Below are 22,787 nucleotides of genomic sequence, written 5' to 3' on the forward strand. Positions count from 1 at the left end.
TTGGACCGGCTGGATTTCGGCGGAAACGGCGAAACTGGTGGCGAACGGGCACACGCTGCGTCTGGGGTAGCACCCGACCTGTCGGGTGCGTTCCCGTTGTCTCCCGCTCAGCTGGGCATCTGGTACGCGCAGCACGTCGACCCGCAGGTGCCGGTCACGATCGCGCAGTACGTCGACCTGCACGGTGAGCTGGATGTCGATGTGCTCGAGCGGGCCAGCATCGACGCGTCGCACGAGTTGGGTTCCGGGTTCCTGCGGATCGTCGAGCGCGATGGCGAGCCGCTGCAGTTCGTCGACCACTCGATCGCCGATTACGACAAGGTCGTCTACGTCGATCTGCGCGGCGAGGCCGATCCGGCCGCCGCCGCGATGGCGTGGATGCGCGCGGAGTACAGCCGTCCGTTCGACCTGCTGAACGACCGGTTGATCAAGGTCGCGGCGCTGCAGCTGGCCGACGATCATTGGTACTGGTATTCCCGCTCGCATCACGTGGCGCTCGATGGCTTCGGCGCGATGACCTATGTGAATCGCATCGCCGAGCTCTACACCGCCTATGTCGACGGGGTCGAACCGGCTGTTTCCAAGGCGACCGACCTGCACACGCTGTATGAGCAGGAGATCGCCTATCGGGAGAGTTCCCGCTTCGCCTCCGACAAGGAGTATTGGGCGCAGCGGGTGGCGGGGCTGGAGGAAGGCACCAGCCTGACCGGCCGTTCCGCGCCGCCCGCCGCGATCAACGGCATCGCCAGCGCCGCGCTGTCGGACGAGCAGAACACCCTGCTGGACGCGGCGGTCGCGCGGCACGATTCCTCGCCCGCCGGTCTGCTGCTGGCCGGTTTCGCCGCGTATCTGGCGCAGTGGAACGGCGTCGAGGACGTCATTCTCAGCCTGCCGGTGACCGCGCGCACTACCGCGGCGATGCGCCGCTCGGGCGGCGTGTCGTCGAACATCGTGCCGCTGCGGCTGCACGTGGGCCACGACACGACGGTGTCGGAGCTGCTCAAGCAGGTGGCGGTCGAGGTGTCCGGCGCGTTGCGGCACCAGCGGTACCGGCACGAGGACATCCGCCGCGACGCGGCCGGTGACGGTGTGGTGACCACGGAGTTCTTCGGGCCGTGGGTCAACATCATGCTGTTCGGTGACGAGATCGCGCTCGGCCCGATGGTCGGCCAGCTCAGCGTGCTGTCGACCGGCAGCATCGAGGATCTCGGCGTCAACTTCTACCAGTCGGTCGCGGGCACGCGATCGCACATCGACTTCGAGACCAACCCCAACCTCTACACCGAGGACGAGGCGCGCCGCCACCACGGCCGGTTCCTGGAGTTCTTCGATCGCTTCCTCGCCGCCGAGGCGGACGCCGGCGTGTGGGGGCTTCCGGTCGCCACCGCCGAGGAGCGTGAGCGGACGCTGCTGGAGTGGAACGACTCCGAGCAGGACGTTCCGGAGACCACGCTCGCGGCGCTGCTGGACGCGCAGATGTCGCGGACGCCGGACAACATCGCCCTCGACTTCGAGGGCGCGACGCTGACCTACGCGGAGTTCGACGCGCGGGTCAACCGGCTGGCTCGTTTCCTGATCGCCGACGGCGTGGGCCCGGAGTCGCTGGTAGCGCTGGGCATGCGCCGCTCGCTGGAGCTGGTGATCGGCATGCACGCCGTGCTGAAGGCCGGTGGCGCGTACGTGCCGATCGATCCGGATCATCCGGCCGAGCGCACCGCCTACATCCTCGACAGCGCCGCGCCGGTGTGCGTGCTGACGCACTCGGCCGACGAGCTGGAGCTGCCGCAGGCGGTGCGGCGGGTGGAGATCGACACCCTGGACACCTCGGCGTACTCCGCCGACCCGGTGACCGACTCCGACCGCCTGGCCCCGCTGCGTCCGGACAACACCGCCTACGTCATCTACACCTCGGGTTCGACCGGCCGCCCCAAGGGCGTCGCGGTCACCCACCACGCGATCGTCAATCAGCAGCTGTGGATGCTCGACGAGTACCGGCTGACCGCGGAAGACGTGTACCTGCAGAAGACCGCGACCACGTTCGACGTGTCGCTGTGGGGCTACTTCCTGCCGTTGCTGGTGGGCGCGAAGCTGGTCATCGCCTCGCCCGACGGGCACCGCGACCCGCTGTACGTGGCGGAGATGATCCAGCGGCACGGGGTGACCGTCACCGACTTCGTCCCGTCCATGCTCACGGTGTTCGTCGCGCACGCCACGCAGGCCCAATGCGCCACGCTGCGGGCGGTTTTCGTGATCGGCGAGGCGTTGCCGCCGGAGACCGCGGCGGGCTTCCGCGCCATCACCGACGCCGGGCTGCACAACCTGTACGGCCCGACCGAGGCCGCGGTCTCGGTGACCTACTGGGAGGCGACGACCGCCGACACGGTGACCGTGCCGATCGGTATCCCGGAGTGGAACGTCCAGGTCTACGTGCTTGATTCGCGGTTGCGCCCGGCCGCGATCGGCGCGCCCGGTGAGCTGTACCTGGGCGGGCGTCAGCTCGCCCGCGGCTACCGCGGCCGTCCCGACCTGACCTCGGATCGCTTCGTCGCGAACCCGCTGTCGAGCACGGGTGAGCGGATGTATCGCACCGGCGACCTCGTGCGCTGGAACGAAGCGGGCACGCTGGAATACATCGGCCGCACCGACTTCCAGGTGAAGTTCCGCGGCCAGCGCATCGAGCTGGGCGAGATCGAGACCGATCTGCTCGCCCACCCCGCGGTCAGCCAGGCCGTCGTGCTGGTGGTGGACACCGCGACCGGTCAGCAGTTGGTGGCCTACGTCGTGCCCGCTCCCGGTCACAGCGTGGAACCGGTGGAGCTGACCAGGTTCGCCGCCGAGCAGCTGCCCAGCTACATGGTGCCCGCGTCGATCATGGTGCTGGACGCCTTCCCGCTCAACACCAGCGGCAAGCTGGACCGCAAGGCGCTGCCGGAGCCGGTGTTCAGCGCCGACGCCGGCGACTTCCGCGCGCCGCGCACCCAGGCCGAGCAGATCGTGGCGGGCATCTTCGCCGACGTGCTCAGCCAGGACCGCGTCGGCATCGACGACAACTTCTTCGACCTGGGCGGCAACTCGCTGGTCGCCACCCAGGTGGTGGCGCGTATCGGCGCCGCGTTCGGCGCCCAGATCGGGGTGCGCGCGCTGTTCGAGACCCCGACCGTCGCCGGTATCGCCGCGCGCGCGGAAAACGCCGCGCCCGTGGGCGAATCGCGTCCGCCGCTGGTGGCCCAGCAGTTGCCGGAGCGGGTGCCGCTGTCGCTGGCACAACAGCGTATGTGGTTCATCAACCAGTTCGACCCGACCGTGCCGACCTACAACCTGCCGTTCGTGGTGCGGTTGCGCGGCCAGGTGGACCTGGAAGCGTTGCAGTCGGCGCTGCTGGACGTGGTCGAGCGGCAGCAGTCGCTGCGCACGATCTTCCCCGAGTCCGGCGACGGCGGCTACCAGCAGGTGCTCCCGGTCGACCAGGTCGATCTCGGTATCGAGGTGCAGCCGATCGACGAGGCCGAACTGCACGGCGCGCTGGCCGAATTCGCGGCGCGCGGCTTCGACGTCTCGACCGAGCTGCCGATCCGGGTGCGGGTCTTCGCGGTCACCGGCGGGCGTGGCAACGGCGCGGCGGACTACGCGCTGGCGTTCGTCGTGCACCACATCGCGGCCGACGGCTTCTCCTTCGGCCCGCTGGCGCGCGACGTGGCCGCCGCCTATCTGTCCCGCAGCGCGGGCGAGGCGCCGAGCTGGGCGCCGCTGCCGGTGCAGTACCAGGACTTCAGCGTCTGGCAGCGCGAGCTGCTCGGCGCGGAGTCCGATCCCGCGTCCATGGCGGCGCGCGAGATCGCCTATTGGCGTAGGGCATTGGCCGGTCTGCCGGATCAGCTCGACCTGCCCGCGGACCGCCAGCGCCCGCCGGTGCAGAGCTTCCACGGCAGCCGGGTGAGTTTCGACATCGACGCCGAGTTGCACCGGCGGCTGGTCGCGCTGGCCCGCGCGCAGGGCGTCAGCCTCTTCATGGTCATGCACGCCTCGCTGGCCGTGCTGCTGGCCCGGTTGTCCGGCACCAGCGACATCGCGATCGGCACCCCGGTGGCCGGGCGTGGCGAGCAGGCGCTCGACGACCTGATCGGCATGTTTGTCAACACCCTCGTGCTGCGTTCGGAAGTGGACGGCAGCGAGTCGTTCGCCGAATTCCTCGGCCGCACCAGGGAAACCGATCTCGCCGCGTTCGCGTTCGCGGACGTGCCGTTCGAGCGGCTGGTCGAGGTGCTCAACCCGACCCGTTCCCAGGCGCGGCACCCGCTGTTCCAGGTGATGCTGTCGTTCCAGGAGATGTCGCACGCGACCTTGGAACTGCCCGGGCTCTCGGTCACCGCCGACGAGCTCGAGGTCGACATCGCCAAGTTCGACCTGCAATGGACGGTCACCGAGGAACGCGGCGCGAACGGTGAGCCCGCAGGCATGGGCGCGGTCATCTCCTTCGCCACCGACCTGTTCGACGCGCCCACCGTCGCCGAGTTCGGCCGCCGTTACCTGCGCGTGCTGGAAGCCGCCGTCGCCGCGCCGGGAACCACGGTGCGCGACATCGAGATCCTCGACGAGGCCGAGCGCGCCCGGGTGCTGTCCGAGTGGAACCACACCGGGCACGACGTGCCCGCCGCCACCGTGCTCGAGCTGTTCGAAGAGCAGGTGCGGGGCAGGCCGGACGACCCGGCCGTCCTGTTCGACGGCGGCACGCGCGGCGCGGAGGAGTTCGGCGCGCCGATCGAGCTGACCTACGCCGAGTTCGCCGCGCGGGTGAACCGGTTGGCGCGCAAGCTGATCGAGGCGGGCGTCGGCCCGGAGACGTTGGTCGCGGTCGGCATCCGCCGCTCGGTGGACATGCTGGTGGCGATCTACGCCACGCTGACCGCCGGTGGCGGCTACGTGCCGATCGACCCCGACCACCCGGCCGAGCGCACCGAATACGTGCTCGACAGCTCGTCTCCGGTGTGCGTGCTCACCACCACCGGCGACAACGTCACCGCCGCCGACATCCCGGTGCTGACGCTGGACACCCTGGACCTGAGCGGATTCGGCGACGAGCCCGTCACCGACGCCGAGCGCCGCGCCCCGCTGCGCGCCGCGAACACCGCCTACGTGCTCTACACCTCCGGCTCCACCGGCCGCCCCAAGGGCGTCGCGGTCAGCCACGCGTCGGTGGTCAACCAGATCGCCTGGATCACCGCCGAATACCGGATCGGCCCGGCCGATGTGATCCTGCAGAAGACGCCGGTCACCTTCGACGTGTCGGTGTGGGAGCTGTTCGGCACGCTGGCCGTCGGCGCCCGCATGCTGATCGCCGCGCCGGACGGTCACCGCGATCCGATCTACCTGTCGGAGATCATCGGACGGCACCGGGTCACCATGACCTCGTTCGTGCCGTCCATGCTCTCGGTGTTCGCCGGGTCCGCCGACACCGCCGAATGCGCCTCGCTGCGCGCGGTTCTGGTCGCCGGTGAGGCGCTGCCGCCCGCCACCGTCACCGCCTTCCGGCAGTTCTCCACCGCCGCGGTGCACAACCTGTACGGCCCGACCGAGTTCACCGTGCACGCCACCGCCTGGCAGCTCAACGAGGTCGCGCCCACGTCGGTGCCGATCGGCCGCCCGGTGTGGAACGCGCAGACCTACGTGCTGGACGAGGGCCTCGCCCCGGTTCCGGTCGGCGTGCCCGGCGAGCTGTACCTCGGCGGCGTGCAGACCGCCCGCGGCTACCACGGCCGTCCCGACCTGTCCGCCGAGCGCTTCGTCGCCGACCCGTTCGGCCCGCCCGGCTCCCGCCTGTACCGCACCGGCGACCTGGTGCGCTGGGTGCGTCCGCGCGATCCGGAGGTGGGCAGCGCGGGCGTACTGGAGTACATCGGCCGCACCGACTTCCAGGTGAAGTTCCGCGGTCAGCGCATCGAGCTCGGCGAGATCGAGACCGCCCTGCTCGACCATCCGGCCGTCACCCAGGCCGTGGTGCTGGTCATGGACACCGTCGCGGGCGACCAGCTGGTCGCCTACGTGGTCACCGGCGGCGGTCCCGTCGACCTGGACAGCATCAAGAACGCGCTGCACCGCACGCTGCCCGCGTACATGGTGCCCTCGGCGATCGTGGTGCTCGAGGCGTTCCCGCTGAACGCCTCCGGCAAGCTGGACCGCAAGGCGCTGCCTGCGCCGGTGTTCGAGGTGCGCGAATTCCGCGCTCCGACCACGCCGATCGAGGAGATCGTCGCGCAGATCTTCGGTGAGGTACTCGGTATCTCCCGCGTCGGCGTGGACGACGACTTCTTCGAGCTGGGCGGCAACTCGCTGATCGCCACCCAGGTGGCCTCCCGCCTCGGCATCGCGCTGGACACCAGGGTGCCGGTGCGCATGCTGTTCGAGGCGTCCACGGTCGCGGCGCTGGCCGCGCGGGTGGAGTCGCACGCCGGGGACGGCGCGCGCAAGGCGCTGGTGGCCCGGCACCGTCCGGAGCAGGTGCCGTTGTCGCTGGCGCAGCAGCGCATGTGGTTCCTCAACCGTTTCGACACCTCCTCGGCGGTCAACAACATCCCGGTCGCGATCCGGCTGTCCGGCGATCTGGACATCGCCGCGTTGCAGGTCGCGGTCATCGACGTGATCGACCGCCACGAGTCGCTGCGGACGGTGTTCCCGGAGACCAAGACCGGCCCCGTGCAGGTGGTGCTGGACGCGGCGCAGATCGTGCCGGACCTGACCCCGGTGCGGGTGACCGAGCACAACCTGATCGATCACCTGGTCGAGCTGGCGTCGATGGCGTTCGACGTGACCAGCGAAGTGCCGCTGCACGCCCGGCTGTTCGAGATCAGCGAGACCGAGTACGTGCTGGGCATGGTGGTGCACCACATCTCGGCCGACGGCTGGTCGATGGGACCGCTGGCCCGCGACGTCATGGTGGCCTACGCCGCCCGCACGTCGTGGGAGGCGCCCGCGTGGTCGGCGCTGCCGGTGCAGTACGCCGACTACGCGCTGTGGCAGCGCGAGGTGCTCGGCTCCGAGGACGACCCGAGTTCGCTGATCGCCAACCAGATCCGGTACTGGACGCGCGAACTGGCCGATCTGCCCGACGAATTGACGCTGCCGTCGGACCGGCCGCGCCCGGCCGTCGCCTCCTACCGCGGCGGCACCTACCCGTTCGTGATCTCCGGCGAGACCCAGCGCGCCCTGATCGAGCTGGGCCGCAGGCACAACGCGTCGCTGTTCATGGTGCTGCACAGCGCGCTGGCGGTCCTGCTCGCCCGCGCCAGCGGCACCAGCGACATCGCCATCGGCACCCCGGTCGCCGGCCGCGGTGAAGCCGCGCTGGACGACTTGATCGGCATGTTCGTCAACACCCTGGTGCTGCGCACCGAGGTGGACGGCGCGATGAGCTTCGCCGACCTGCTCGCCCGCTCCCGCGAGACCGACCTGCACGCCTTCGCGCACGCGGACGTACCGTTCGAGCGCCTGGTCGAGGTGCTCAACCCGGCGCGTTCGCAGGCGCGGCATCCGCTGTTCCAGGTGATGCTGACCTTCCAGAACACCCGGCAGGCCAGCTTGGAACTGCCCGGACTGTCGGTCAACGGCATCGACTACGACGCGCGGCTGGCCAAGTTCGACCTGCAGCTGACCCTCTCGGAGACCCAGGACGACCACGGCGATTCGGCGGGCATGTCGGCCGAATTCTCCTACGCCCTGGATCTTTTCGACGAGCCGACCGTCGCGGCGTTCGCCCGGCGCTTGGACCGCATCCTCGCGGCCGTGACCGCCGACCCGGACGTCCCGATCGGCGACATCGACCTGCTCGCGTCCGAGGAACGCGCCAGGGTGCTGATCGATTGGAACGACACCGGACATCCGGTGGACCAGGTCGCTACGCTGGTCTCGCTGTTCGACGCGCAGGCGGCGGCGACGCCGGACGCGATCGCGCTGGACTTCGAAGGCGAGCGGCTGACCTACCGCCAGTTCCAGGAACGGGCCAACCGCATCGCCCGCCAGCTCATCGGCGCGGGCGTGGGCCCGGAATCGCTGGTGGCGCTGGCGCTGCGGCGTTCCACCGAACTGGTCGTCGCGATGTACGCGGTGGTGCAGACCGGCGCGGCCTACGTGCCGCTGGACCCGGATCAGCCCGCCGACCGGATCAACTACATCATCGAGACCGCCCGCCCGCGGATGATCCTGTACCGCTCGGCGGACGGATTCGGCCTTGACCCGCAGCCGGCGGTGACCGCGCTGTCGGTGGAAGGCATCGAGGGCGTGCCCGGTTTCGCCGAGACCAGCGGCGCGCCGATCACGGATGCCGAGCGCACGCGCCCGCTGCGGCCGGAGAACACCGCGTACGTCATCTTCACGTCCGGTTCGACCGGACGCCCGAAGGGTGTCGCGGTCAGCCACGAAGCGATCGTGAACCGGTTGCTGTGGATGCAGCACGAGTACCCGATCGGTCGCGACGACGCGGTGTTGCAGAAGACGCCCGCCACGTTCGACGTGTCGGTGTGGGAGTTCTTCTGGCCGTTGCAGACCGGGGCCAGGCTGGTCGTGGCGCGCCCGGACGGGCACCGCGACCCGGTGTACCTGTCCCAGATCATCGCCGAGAAGCAGATCACCACGGCGCATTTCGTGCCGTCGATGCTCTCGGTCTTCGTCTCCACGCTCGGCAACGAGAACGGCGACGGACTGCCCGCGCCGCGGCTGCGGCAGGTCTTCGCCTCCGGTGAGGCGCTGCCCGCGCAGACGGCGCAGCGTCTGCGCGAGCTGACCGGCGCGCGGCTGCACAACTTGTACGGCCCGACCGAGGCCGCCGTCGACGTCACCTACCACGAGGCGACCGACGCCGACGCGGTGTCGGTGCCGATCGGACGCCCGGTGTGGAACACCCGCGTCTTCGTGCTGGACAGCCGCCTGCACCCGGTCGCCCCGGGTGTCGCGGGTGAGCTGTATCTCGCGGGCGATCAGCTGGCGCTCGGTTACCTGGGCCGCTCGGACCTGACGGCCGACCGATTCGTGGCCAACCCGTACGGCGCGCCGGGCGAGCGGATGTACCGCACCGGTGACCTGGTGGCCTGGACTCCGGACGGCGAGCTGGAGTACCTGGGCCGCACGGACTTCCAGGTGAAGCTGCGCGGCCTGCGCATCGAGCTGGGCGAGATCGAGTCCGCGTTGCTGGCGCAGCCCGGGATCGCGCAGTCGGTGGTCGTACTGCGCTCCGACGCGCACGCGGGCGATCAGCTGGTGGGCTACCTGGTCTGCGAACCGTATGTGGCTGTGGACATCGACGAGGTGAAGTCCGCGCTGGCCGCGGCGCTGCCGGGCTACATGGTCCCGGCCGCGCTGGTCGTGCTGGACGCCTTCCCGGTGAACGCCTCCGGCAAGCTGGACCGCAGGGCGCTGCCCGCTCCGGTGTTCGAGGCCAGGGTGTTCCGCGCGCCCTCGACTCCGATCGAGGAGATCGTCGCGGAGATCTTCGCCGACCTGCTCGGCGTGCCGCGCGTCGGCGTGGACGACGACTTCTTCGAGCTCGGCGGCAACTCGCTGGTCGCCACCCAGGTGACCGCCCGCGTCAGCGCCGCGCTGAACACCGAGGTCGGCGTGCGCGTGCTGTTCGAGGCCCCGACCGTGGGCGCGCTCGCCGCGCGGATCGAGTCGCACGCGGGAAGCGGTGCGCGCCAGGCGCTGACGGCACAGGTGCGTCCCGAGCACCCGCCGCTGTCGCTGGCGCAACAGCGGATGTGGTTCCTCAACCGCTTCGACGCAGACTCCGCCGCGAACAACATCCCGGCCGCGGTGCGGCTGGAAGGCGCGCTGGATCTGGACGCGCTGCGCGGCGCGGTCGCCGACGTGGTCGGGCGCCACGAATCGCTGCGCACCATCTACCCGTCGCGCGACGGCGTGGCCTACCAGCGGGTGCTGAACGCCACCAGGGCGATTCCCGAGCTGGACGTGGTCGAGGTGGCCGAGGGGCAATTGCTCGGCGTCCTCTACGAGTTCGTCGAGCGCGGCTTCGACGTGACCACCCAGCCGCCGGTGCGCCTGCGCGCCTACCGGCTCGCCCCGGACGACTACGTGCTGGTCGTGGTGGTGCACCACATCGCCGCGGACGGCTTCTCCATGCGTCCACTGGTGCGCGACCTGATGACCGCCTACGTGGCGCGGACCTCGGCGGCTGAGCCGGGCTGGCCGCCGCTGGCGGTGCAGTACGTGGACTTCGCGCTGTGGCAGCGCGACACGCTCGGCTCCGAGGACGACCCGACCTCGCTGATCTCCGAGCAGCTCGACTACTGGCGCGAGACGCTGGCCGGGCTGCCCGACGAACTGCGCCTGGCCGGTCGTCCGCGGCCCGCGGTCGCCTCCTACGGCGCGGGCACCTATCGGTTCCGGGTGCCGGGCGAGCTGATCGAAGACCTGAACCGGGTCGCGCAGACGCACGGCAGCACGCTGTTCATGGTGGTGCACGGCGCCTTCGCCGCGCTGCTGGCGCGGTTGAGCGGCTCCGAGGACATCGCCATCGGCATCCCGGTCGCCGGTCGTGGCGAGCAGGCGCTCGACGATCTGGTCGGCATGTTCGTCAACACCTTGGTGTTGCGCGCCGAGGTGGACACCGCCGAGCCGTTCGCCGATCTGCTCGCCCGGGTCCGCGAACGCGACCTGCAGGCGTTCGCGCACGCGGACGTGCCGTTCGAGCGGCTGGTCGAGGTGCTCAACCCGGCGCGTTCGCAGGCGCGGCACCCGCTGTTCCAGGTGATGCTGTCGTTCCAGAACCTCGGCCGCACCGCGCTGGAACTGCCCGGTCTCACCGTCTCCGAGCTGGGCATCGACCAGCCGACGGCGAAGTTCGACCTGCAGCTCACACTCAGCGAGGTCCCCGGGGCCGAGACGGCGATGGACGCCGAACTCGTCTACGCCACCGACCTGTTCGACGGCGTTTTCGCCGGGACGTTCGCCGAGCGGTTCGTGCGCGTGCTGCACGGCATCGCCGCCGATCCGTCGGTCACCGTCGGCGACATCGACCTGCTCGACGACGCCGAGCGGGCCTTGGTGATCGAGCGCTGGAACGCCACCGAATTCCCGGTCGACGCCGCGCTCACCTCGCCGGTCGGCGACGCCGCCGCGACCCTGGTCTCGCTGTTCGAGGCGCAGGTCGCGCGCACTCCGGACAGTCCCGCGGTGACGTTCGAGGGGACGAGTCTGTCCTACGCCGAGTTCGCCCGCCGGGTGCATCGCTTGGCGCGCTGGCTCAAGGTCAACGGCGTCGGCCCGGAATCATATGTGGCGCTGGGCATGCGCCGCTCGATCGACCTGGTGGTCGGCATGTACGCGGTCAACGCCGCGGGCGGCGCGTACGTGCCGCTGGATCCGGACCATCCGGCCGAGCGCATCGACTACATCCTGGAGACCGCGCGCCCGGTGTGCGTGCTGACCTCCGGTTCGGACCTGGAGACCACGGTTTCCCGGCAGGTGCGCATCGATCAGCTCGACCTGTCGGAGTTCTCCGACGGGCCGCTGACCGACGCCGACCGGCACAAGCCGCTGCGTCCGGCCAACACCGCGTACGTGATCTTCACGTCCGGTTCGACCGGCCGCCCGAAGGGTGTGGCGGTCTCGCACGCCGCGATCGTCAACCGTCTGGTGTGGATGCACGCCGAATACGGCTTGGCGGCCTACGACGTGGTGTTGCAGAAGACGCCCGCGACGTTCGACGTGTCGGTGTGGGAGTTCTTCTGGCCGTTGCAGGTCGGCGCGCGCCTGGTGGTGGCCAAGCCGGACGGGCATCGCGATCCCGCGTACTTGGCGCGGCTGATCGTCGACGAGCAGGTCACCACGGTGCACTTCGTGCCGTCGATGCTGTCGGTGTTCGTCGCCGAGGAGCGCGCGGCCGAATGCACGAGCCTGCGCAATGTTTTCGCGTCCGGTGAGGCGCTGCCCGCGGTGACCGCGCAGAAGTTGCGCGAGCTGACCGGCGCGCGGCTGCACAACCTGTACGGCCCGACGGAGGCCGCGGTCGACGTCACCTTCCACGAGGTGACCGAGGCCGACACGGTGTCGGTGCCGATCGGCGCTCCGGTGTTCAACACGCAGGTGTACGTGCTGGATTCGCGGCTGCGGCCGGTTCCGGTCGGCGTGCCCGGCGAGCTGTACCTCGCGGGCGCGCAGCTGGCGCACGGCTATGTGGGCCGCCCCGATCTGACCACCGAGCGCTTCGTGGCCAACCCGTTCGGCACTGCCGAGCGGATGTACCGCACCGGCGACCTGGTGGCCTGGACCGAAGACGGCGAGCTGGAGTATCTGGGCCGCACCGACTTCCAGGTGAAGGTGCGCGGTCTGCGCATCGAGCTGGGCGAGATCGAGTCGGCGCTGACGGCGCTGGAGTCGGTGGCGCAGGCGGTGGTCGTGGTGCGCACCGACGAGCGGACCGGTGACCAGCTGGTCGCGTACCTGGTGACGGACCCGGACCGGGTGGTGGACGTCGAGTCGGTCAAGGCCGAACTCGGCGCGCGGCTGCCGGGGTACATGGTGCCCGCGGCCTATGTGGTGCTGGACGAGTTCCCGCTCAACGCCTCCGGCAAGCTCGATCGCAGGGCGCTGCCGGAGCCGGTGTTCGAGGCCAAGGTGTTCCGTGCGCCCGCCACGCCGGTGCAGGAGATCGTGGCCGAGACCTTCGCCGAGGTGCTCGGCGTGGAGCGGGTCGGCCTGGACGACGACTTCTTCGAGCTGGGCGGTAACTCGCTGGTCGCCACGCAGGTGGCGGCGCGGCTGGGTGAGGCGCTGAACACGCAGGTGCCGGTGCGCACGCTGTTCGAGGCGTCGACCGTGGTCGCACTGGCCGCGAAGGTGGAATCGGCCGCGGGCGAGGGCGGCCGGACGCCGCTGGTGGCGCGGGAGCGTCCCGAGCTGGTGCCGCTGTCGTTGGCGCAGCAGCGGATGTGGTTCCTCAACCGGTTCGACAACCGCACCGCGGTGAACAACATTCCGGTGGCGCTGCGGCTGAGCGGTGCGCTGGACGTCGACGCGCTGGGTGCGGCCATCGGCGACGTGCTCGCGCGCCACGAGGCGCTGCGCACGATCTACCCCGAGGTGGAGGGCACCGGCTACCAGCGCGTGCTGCCGGTCGGCGAGGTCGCCTTCGAACTGGTCGCCGAGCCCGTCGCCGCGGACGCGCTGCCCGCGCGGATCGTCGAGCTGGCGAGCGTCGGCTTCGACGTGACCGCCGAGATCCCGTTCCGGGCGAGCCTGTTGTCGCTGTCGGCGACCGAGCACGTCGCGGTGCTGGTGCTGCATCACATCAGCGCGGACGGTTTCTCGCTGCGGCCGTTGCTGCGCGATGTGGTGCTCGCCTACACCGAGCGCGCTCGCGGCGAGGTGCCGTCCTGGGCTCCGCTCGAGGTGCAGTACGCCGATTACGCGCTGTGGCAGCGCGAGGTGCTCGGCGCCGAGGACGACGCCGACTCCGTCGCGGCCAGGCAGATCGCCTACTGGACCGAGCAGCTGCGTGATCTGCCCGATCAGATCGAGCTGCCCGCCGACCGGCCCCGGCCGGAGATCGCCTCCAATGCCGGTGGCACGCACAACTTCTCGGTCGACGCGCAGGTGCACGAGGCGCTGGCCGAGCTGGCGCGCGCCCGCGGCGTGACGCTGTTCATGGTGGTGCACGCCGCGCTGGCGGTGTGGGCGGGCCGGTTGTCGGGCAGCACCGACGTCGCGATCGGCACGCCGATCGCGGGCCGTGGTGAACGCGCGCTCGACGACGTGGTCGGCATGTTCGTCAACACGCTCGTGCTGCGCAGCGAGGTCGAGCCGGGCGCAGGCTTCGACGAGCTGCTCGAGCAGGTGCGCCGCACGGATCTGGCCGCCTTCGCCAACGCCGACGTGCCGTTCGAGCGGCTGGTGGACGTGCTCAGCCCGGCGCGCTCGCAGGCGCATCACCCGCTGTTCCAGGTCGCGCTGACCTTCGAGGCGGCCTCGGCGGCCGCTCTCGGTGCGGTCGCGCTGCCCGGTGGCGTCGAGGTCGCCGCGGTCGAGTTCGATCCGGGCACCGCGAAATTCGACGTGCAGCTCACCGTGGGCGAGGCCGCCGACGGCGGGTTGACGCTGTCGTGGAACTACGCCACCGAACTGTTCGATCCCGAGACCGTGGCCGCGTTCGCGGATCGTTTCGTGCGCATCCTGCGCGGGGTCGCCGAGGATCCTCGGGCGGCGATCGGCGATATCGATCTGCTCGGCGAGGGCGAGCGGCTGGACGTCTCGCAGCGCTGGGTGTCGTCGGGTTCCGAAAGCGTCGCAGGGCTTTTCGCCGATCCGAACATCACCCTGGTCGGGCTGTTCGACGCGGCTGTGGCCGCGCATCCGCATCGCGTCGCGGCCCGCTTCGGCGTGGAGACGCTGACCTACGCCGAGCTGGACCGGCGCGCGAATGTGCTGGCGCGCAGGCTGATCAGCGACGGCGCGGGGCCGGAGACGCTGGTCGCGGTGATCCTGCCGCGGTCGCTGGATTTGGTCGTGGCGCTGCTGGCGGTGGTGAAGACGGGCGCGGGTTACGTGCCGGTGGACCCGACCTACCCGGCCGAGCGCATCGCCTACGTGCTCGCCGACTCCCGGCCGACCAGCGTGGTGCTCGACTCCACGGTGCAGGTCGAGGTGCCCGCCGGGCTGCCGTCGGTCGTGCTCGACGGATTCGCGGTGGAGACCGGCAACGTCGAGGACGCCGACGACGCCCCGATCACCAACGCCGACCGCAACTCCGCGCTCACGCCGGACAACGTCGCGTACGTGATCTACACCTCCGGCTCGACCGGCCGCCCGAAGGGCGTCGCGGTCGCGCACCGCAACGTGGTGCGGCTGTTCGCGAACACCGACCGCGACTTCGGTTTCGGACCCGACGACGTGTGGACGCTGTTCCACAGCTACGCCTTCGACTTCTCGGTGTGGGAGCTGTGGGGTCCGCTGCTGTTCGGCGGCACCCTCGTGGTGGTCGACTACTACACCTCGCGCTCGCCCGAGCAGTTCCTGGAACTGCTGCGCGCCGAGCGGGTCACGGTGCTCAACCAGACCCCGTCGGCGTTCTACCAGCTGGCCGAGGCCGACCGGAACGCCGCGCCCGACGCCGCCGCTCTGGCGCTGCGGTATGTGGTGTTCGGCGGTGAGGCGCTGGAGCTGCGCAGGCTGTCGGATTGGGTGGCGCGCCACGGCGACGGCACCGGCGCGACGGCTGGCACCGCGCCGCTGCTGGTCAACATGTACGGCATCACCGAGACCACGGTGCACGTGTCCTATCGCGCGCTGGACGCCGCGACCATCGCCGCCGCCTCCGGCAGCGTGGTCGGCCGCGCCATCGCCGGTCTGCGGGTGTACGTCCTCGACAGCAGGCTGCGCCCGGTGCCGGTCGGCGTCGCGGGCGAGATGTACGTGGCGGGCCCGCAATTGGCGCGCGGCTACCTCGGACGCCCGGATCTGTCGGCGACCCGCTTCGTCGCCGACCCGATGGGCGGCACGCCGGGTGGGCGGCTCTATCGCTCCGGCGACCTCGCCCGCTGGAACCGCTTCGGTGAACTCGAGTACCTGGGCCGCGCCGACGACCAGGTGAAGGTGCGCGGCTTCCGCATCGAACTCGGCGAGATCGAGTCCGCGATCCTCGCCCAGCCGGGCATCGCCCAAGCCGCGGTCATCGTGCGTGAGGACCAGCCCGGCGATCAGCGGATCGTCGCCTACGTGGTGTCCGAGCCGGATGCCGAACCCGTGCTGGACGCGGTGCGCGACGGCGCGGCCGCGCAACTGCCCGCCTACATGGTGCCCTCGGCCGTGGTGCGGCTGGAATGGATCCCGCTGACCGTCAACGGGAAGCTGGACCGTCGCGCGCTGCCCGCCCCGACGGCGACCTCGCGCGCGTTCCGCGCGCCGGTCACGCCGGTGCAGGAGACCGTGGCGGCGGTGTTCGCCGACGTGCTCGGCCTGGAGCGGGTCGGCGTGGACGACGACTTCTTCGACCTCGGCGGCAACTCGCTCATCGCGACCAGGGTGGTCGCCCGCATCGGCGCGGCGTTGGGGACGACGGTCGCGGTGCGCACCCTGTTCGAGGCCTCGACGGTGGAAGCGCTCGCCGCTCGGGTGGAATCGCACGCCGACGGCGCGGCCCGCGCCCGGCTCGTCGCCCGCGAGCGCGCGGCGGGCGAACTGGTGCCGCTGTCGTTCGCGCAGCAGCGCATGTGGTTCCTGAACAAGTACGACACCTCCTCGGCGGCCTACAACCTGCCGATCGCCATCAGGCTCACCGGCGCGCTGGACGTCGAAGCGCTGCGGCTGGCGGTGGCCGATGTGGTGCGCAGGCACGAATCGCTGCGCACCCGTTACCCCGAGCACGGCGGCACCCCGGTCCAGGTGATCGTGCCCGCCGAGGACATCGCCCTGGATCTGCGTCCCGTGGCGGTGGACCCGGCGCGGTTGATCGAGACGGTGACCGAGTTCGTCACCACCGGATTCGACGTGGCCGAACAGGTTCCGCTGCGCACCCGGCTGTACGCGGCCGGGCCGGACGAGCATGTGCTCGTCGTGGTGGTGCACCACATCGCGGCCGACGGTTTCTCGATGGGACCGTTGACCCGCGACGTGATGGCCGCCTACACCGCGCGCAGCACCGGCAGCGCTCCCGGCTGGGCGCCGCTTGCGGTGCAGTACGCCGACTTCGCGGTGTGGCAGCGCGAGATCCTCGGGTCCGAGGACGATTCCGACTCCCTGCTGGCGAAGCAGGTCGCCTACTGGCGGCACGCGCTCGACGACATCCCCGACGAACTGGCCCTGCCCACCGACCGCCCGCGTCCGGCCGTCGCCTCGCACCGCGGCGCGACGTTGCACCGCGAGCTGTCCGGTGAACTGGTCGCCGCACTCGAGGAGATCGCGCGGCAGCGCGGCGCGTCGCTGTTCATGGTGATGCACGGCGCGCTGGCGGTGCTGCTGGCGCGGCTGTCGGGCAGCGACGATGTCGCGGTCGGCACCCCGGTCGCGGGCCGCGGCGAGGCCGCGCTCGACGACCTGGTCGGCATGTTCGTCAACACGCTGGTGCTGCGCACGGGAATCGAGCCGGGCGAGTCGTTCGCCGACCTGCTCGGCCGGGTGCGCCGCACCGACCTGGACGCCTACGGCAACGCCGACGTGCCGTTCGAGCGGCTGGTGGAACTGCTCGCGCCGGAGCGCTCGCAGGCCCGCAACCCGCTGTTCCAGGTGATGCTGGCGTTCCAGAACTTGGAGCGCACCACCCTGGAACTGCCGGGGCTTTCGGTGTCCGCGCTGGACCTGGAAGAGAACGTCGCGCGCTTCGACCTGCAGTTCACCCTCGCCGAGCGCGGCGAAACCGGTTCCGGCGCCATGGCTTTGGCGCTCACCTACGCCACCGAGCTGTTCGACGAGCCGACCGCCGCGGCCATCGTGGATCGCTGGGAGCGTGTGCTCGCCGCGGTGGCGGCCGATCCGTCGGTCGCCGTCGGCGCGATCGACGTGCTCGACGCCGCCGAGCGCGCCGACCTGGTCGCGCGCACCGGCGCGCCCGCCACACCCGCGCGGACGCTGCCGGACCTGATCGCCGAAGCCGCCGCCATCGATCCCGAGGCGCCCGCCGTGGTGTTCCAGGGGAGAAGTGTGTCCTATGGCGAGCTGGACGCGCGGTCGAACCGCTTGGCCCGCTTGCTGATCGAGCGCGGTATCGGCACCGAGGATCTGGTGGCGGTCGCCGTGCCGCGCTCGGACGAGTCGTACTTCGCCGAGTGGGCGGTGTCGAAGTCCGGCGGCGCGTTCGTGCCGATCGACCCGGCCTATCCGGCCGACCGCATCGCGCACATGGTCACCGACTCCGGTTCCCCGATCGGCCTGACCGTGGCGTCGGTGCGCGCCGAACTGCCGGAATCGGTCGAGTGGCTGGTACTCGACGAACTGGATCTCGACGGGTTCGACAGCGCCCCGGTGACCGACGGCGATCGGGTGCGTCCGGTGCGGCCGGAGCACCCGGCCTACGTCATCTACACCTCCGGTTCCACCGGCGTGCCCAAGGGCGTCGTGGTCACCCACGCCGGTCTCGCGAACTTCCGCGACGAGCAGAACGCCCGCTACGACGTCGACTCCGACACGCGCGCACTGCATTTCGCCTCGCCCAGCTTCGACGCCTCGATCCTGGAGTTCCTGCTCGCGATCGGCCGCGGCGGCGCCTTGGTGGTCTGCCCGCCCGGCGTGTACGGCGGCGAGGAACTGTCCGAGCTGATCCGCGCCGAGCGGGTCACGCACGCCTTCATCACCCCGTCGGTGCTCGCGTCGCTGGATTCGGCCGCGCTGGCAGGCATGCGGGTGATCGTGGCGGGCGGCGAGGCCGTGCCGGCCGATCTGGTCACCAAGTGGGGTGGCGCGCCGGACGGTTCGGGCCGCCGCTTCCACAACGGTTACGGCCCGACCGAAACCACGATCATGACCAACATCAGCGACGCGCTCGCGCCCGGCGACCGGGTCACCATCGGTGGCCCGACCCGCGGCATGCAGTCGCTGATCCTGGACGCCCAGCTCAGGCCCGTTCCGGTGGGTGTCGCGGGTGAGCTGTATCTGTCGGGCGTCCAGCTGGCGCGCGGCTACCACGCCCGCCCCGGCCTGTCGGCGGAACGGTTCGTCGCCAACCCGTACGTGCCCGGCGCGCGGATGTACCGCACCGGCGACGTGGTGCGCTGGATCCGGGTCGGGCACTCCGCGGGCTCCGCGCCCGCTGGAGGAGTCGAATCGCTTGTTGTCGAATACGTAGGCCGCTCCGACTTCCAGGTGAAGGTGCGCGGTTTCCGCATCGAACTCGGCGAGATCGACGCCGCGCTCGCCTCGCACGAGACCGTCGACTTCGCCGTCACCGTGGGCCACAAGAGCGCCGCGGGCGCCGTGTCGCTGGTGTCGTACGTCGTTGCCGCGCAAGGTCATTCGATCGACGTCGCGGCGCTGACCGCGCACGTCGAGGAGCGCCTGCCCGCCTACATGGTGCCCTCGTCGATCATGGTGATCGACCATGTGCCGCTCACCCCGGTGGGCAAGCTGGACCGTAAGGCGCTGCCGGAACCCGTGTTCGCGACCGAGGTCGTGTTCCGTGCGGCGCGCACGCCGGTCGAGCAGACCATCGCGGAAGTGTTCGCCGAGGTGCTCGGCGTGGAGCGGGTCGGCGTGGACGACTCCTTCTTCGCGCTCGGCGGCGACAGCATCGTCTCCATCCAGTTGGTGTCGCGGGCCAAGGCGCGCGGCGTGGTGTTCACGCCGCGGCACGTGTTCGAGCAGCGCACGGTGGCGGGTCTGGCGTCGGTCGCGGAGACCACCGAGGCGGCCGAGGCGTCGGCGACGACGCTGGCCGAGCCGCCGGGCGGCGGCATCGGCGCTATGCCGTTGACGCCGGTGGTGCGGTTCATGGCCGAGCGGCGCGGCTCGTTCGGCCGGTTCAATCAGACGCTGGCGCTGGAACTGCCGATCGGCATCGATCGGGCGGGCATCGCCGCGACGGTCGGCGCGGTGATCGATCGCCACGACATGCTGCGCGCGAGCCTGCGCCGCGACGGCGACGACTGGGTGGTGGAGACCGCCGCGCCGGGCACGGTCGCGGTGGACGCGCTGATCGATCGCACCGAGTTCGACGCGAACGTCACCGACGCCGACCTGGTCGAGATCGCCTCGGCCGCACTGGACGAGTCGCTGGACCGGCTCGATCCGGCCGCGGGCGTGGTCATCCGGTTCGTCTGGCTCGAGCCGGATTCCGCCGAGCGCGCCGGACGCCTGATCGTCGTCGCCCACCACTTGGTGGTGGACGGCGTCTCCTGGCGCATCCTGGTGCCCGACTTCGTCGCCGCGTGGGGGCAGCGCACCGCCGGGCAGACGCCCGAGTTGGTCGCCCCGGCCACGTCGATGCGGGCGTGGGCGCACGCGCTGGAGCGCGAGGCGGTCAGCCCGGAGCGGGTGGCCGAACTGGACTACTGGCGTTCGGTAGTCGGTACGGCCGATCCGCTGCTGACCGAGCGTGCGATGGATCCGGCTCTCGACACCTCGGGCGTCATCGAGAAGCATCAGGTCGAGGTGTCCGCCGAGGTCACCAAGGCCCTGCTCACCACGGTTCCGGCGCTGTTCCACGGCGGTGTGAACGACGGCCTGCTGACCGCGCTGGCGCTGGCCACCGCCAAGTGGCGGGCGCGGCGGGTTGCCGCTCGCGGCGAGGATTCGCTGCTGATCCGCTTGGAGGGTCACGGCCGCGAGGAAGACGTGGTGCCGGGTGCGGATCTGTCGCGCACCGTCGGCTGGTTCACCGCGATCTACCCGGTCGCCTTCGACCTGTCCGGCATCGACGTCGACGCCGCGTTCACCGGCGGCCCCGCGCTGGGCGCGGCCGTGAAAGCGGTCAAGGAGCAGTTGCTGTCGGTGCCCGACAAGGGCATCGGCTACGGCCTGCTGCGGTACCTGAACACCGAGACCGCGGCCGAGTTGCCGCGTGAGCTGCCCGGCCAGGTGAGCTTCAACTACCTGGGCCGCGTCTCCGAGGGTGACGTGCCGGAGTCGCTGCGCGGCTTCGGCTGGATCCCCGCGCCGGAACTCGGCGCGCTGGGCGGGGCCTACGACGCGGACATGCCCGCGATGGCGCCCTTGGACGTGAACGCGATCGTGGTCGGCGACAAGCTGACCGCCAACATCGGCTACCCGTCGACCCTGCTGTCGGCCGCCGAAGTGCGCGAGTTCGGCGAACTGTGGACCGCCGCGCTGGAAGCTGTCGCGCGGCACGCCAATTCGGCGGGCGCGGGCGGGCATACGCCGTCGGACTTCGCGCTGGTGCGCAGCACGCAGCGCGACATCGACGTCTGGGAGCGGCGCTTCCCGGCGCTGGCCGACGTGTGGCCGCTGTCGGCGTTGCAGGCCGGTCTGCTGTTCCACGCCCGCCTCGCGGCGACCTCGGTGGACGTGTACACCGCGCAGGCGGTGCTGACGCTCACCGGCCGGGTGGACGCCGCCCGGTTGCGCGCGGCCGCACAGGCTCTGGTGGACCGCTACGAGAACCTGCGCACCGCGTTCGTCAGCGACCACGACGGCAACCCGGTGCAGATCGTGCTGGACAGCGTCCGGGTGGCGTGGGCCGAGCACGACCGGATCGAATCCGGTGCGGCCGACGACCTGATCGAGGCCGATCGCATGAGCCGGTTCGACCTGGCCGCGCCGCCGCTGATCCGGTTCACGCTGATCCAGGTCGCGGCCGACCGCTGGCAGTTCGTGGTGTCCAACCACCACATCCTGCTCGACGGCTGGTCCATGCCGCTGCTCATGCGGGATCTGCTGGTGCTCTACGCCGTGCACGCGGACGTCTCCGCGCTGCCCGCGGTGCGGTCCTACCGGCACTTCCTGGACTGGACCCGGCAGCAGGATCAGGCGGCGTCGCTGGCCGCGTGGGCGCACGCGCTGCGCGGCGTCGGCGAGCCGACCCTGCTGGCGCGGCCGGACGCCGGTCGCGAGATCACCTCGCTGTCCGGCGAGTACTTCTTCGACCTGGACGAGGCGACCACCGCGCGGCTGACCGCGCTGGCCGGCTCGCTGGGCGTCACCCCGAACACCGTGTTGCAGACGGCGTGGGGCATTCTCGTCGGCCGCATGACCAGCCGCGACGACGTGCTGTTCGGCACCACCGTCTCCGGTCGTCCCGCGCAGCTGTCCGGCGTGGAGGCGATGGTCGGCCTGTTCATCAACACCGTGCCGGTGCGGGTGCGTTTCGATCCGTCGGAGTCCGTGCGCGACCTGCTGGTCCGCACTCAGGGCGAGCAGGCCGACCTGCTCGACCACCACTACGTGGGCCTGGCCGACATCCAGGCCGTCGCGGGCGTCGGCGGGCTGTTCGACACCCTGGTGGTGTTCGAGTCCTACCCGGTCGACGCCGCGGGCTTGCAGGCGCAGGCGGCGGACATCGACGGCATGGCCGTGGTCGGCCTGGACGCGGCCGACGCCACGCACTACCCGCTGACCCTGATCGCGCAGCTGGATTCGCGGCTGCGGGTGCGCGCGGGCTACCTGCGAGACCTGTTCGACGAGCAGACGGTGCGCCGCATCGCCGACCGCTTGGTCCGGGTGCTCACCGCGATCACCGCCGAACCCGAGGCGGTGGTCGGCGACATCGAGCTGCTGGATGCCGCCGAGCGCGAGCTCGTGGTGTCCGGGTGGAACGACACCGCGCATCCGGTGGACACCGGCGCGACGTTGGTGTCGATGTTCTACGACCAGGTCGAACGCACTCCGGACGCGACGGCGGTCACGTTCGAGGGGACAAGTCTGTCCTACGCCGAGTTCTCTTGGCGGGTGAACCAGCTGGCGCGCTGGCTGATCGCGCGCGGTGTGGGCGCGGAATCGTTTGTGGCGCTGGGTATGCGGCGCTCGATCGATTTGGTGGTCGGCATGTACGCCGTCGCCGTGGCCGGTGGTTCGTATGTTCCGCTGGATCCGGATCACCCGGCCGAGCGCACGGAATACATCCTCGGCACGGCCGACCCGGTGTGTGTGCTGACCTCCGGTAGCGATCTGGACATCGACACCGCGCAGGTGCGCATCGATCTGCTCGATCTGAAGGGTCTGTCCGAGGCCCCGGTCACCGACGCGGATCGTCGTGCGCCGCTGCTTCCGTCGAACACCGCCTACGTGATCTTCACGTCCGGTTCGACGGGTCGTCCGAAGGGTGTGGCGGTTTCGCATTCGGCGATCGTCAACCGCCTGGTGTGGATGCAGACGGCCTACCAGTTGACCGGCGCTGATGTGGT

General features: G+C 70.8%; 1 protein-coding gene (only partly in view). It reads left to right on the forward strand.

From position 1 onward, the window contains the following. A protein-coding gene (locus ACFV2O_RS06485; protein WP_379250642.1) for a non-ribosomal peptide synthase/polyketide synthase crosses the window boundary here: on the forward strand, positions 1-22,787 show its 5' portion. 20,902 nt of this gene lie beyond the right edge of the window; 22,787 of the gene's 43,689 nt are visible here — the first part of the coding sequence; its start codon is at positions 1-3; its stop codon lies beyond the right edge, outside the window.

The organism is Nocardia sp. NPDC059691 (genome assembly GCF_042733915.1).
Classification (GTDB): Bacteria; Actinomycetota; Actinomycetes; order Mycobacteriales; family Mycobacteriaceae; genus Nocardia; species Nocardia sichangensis.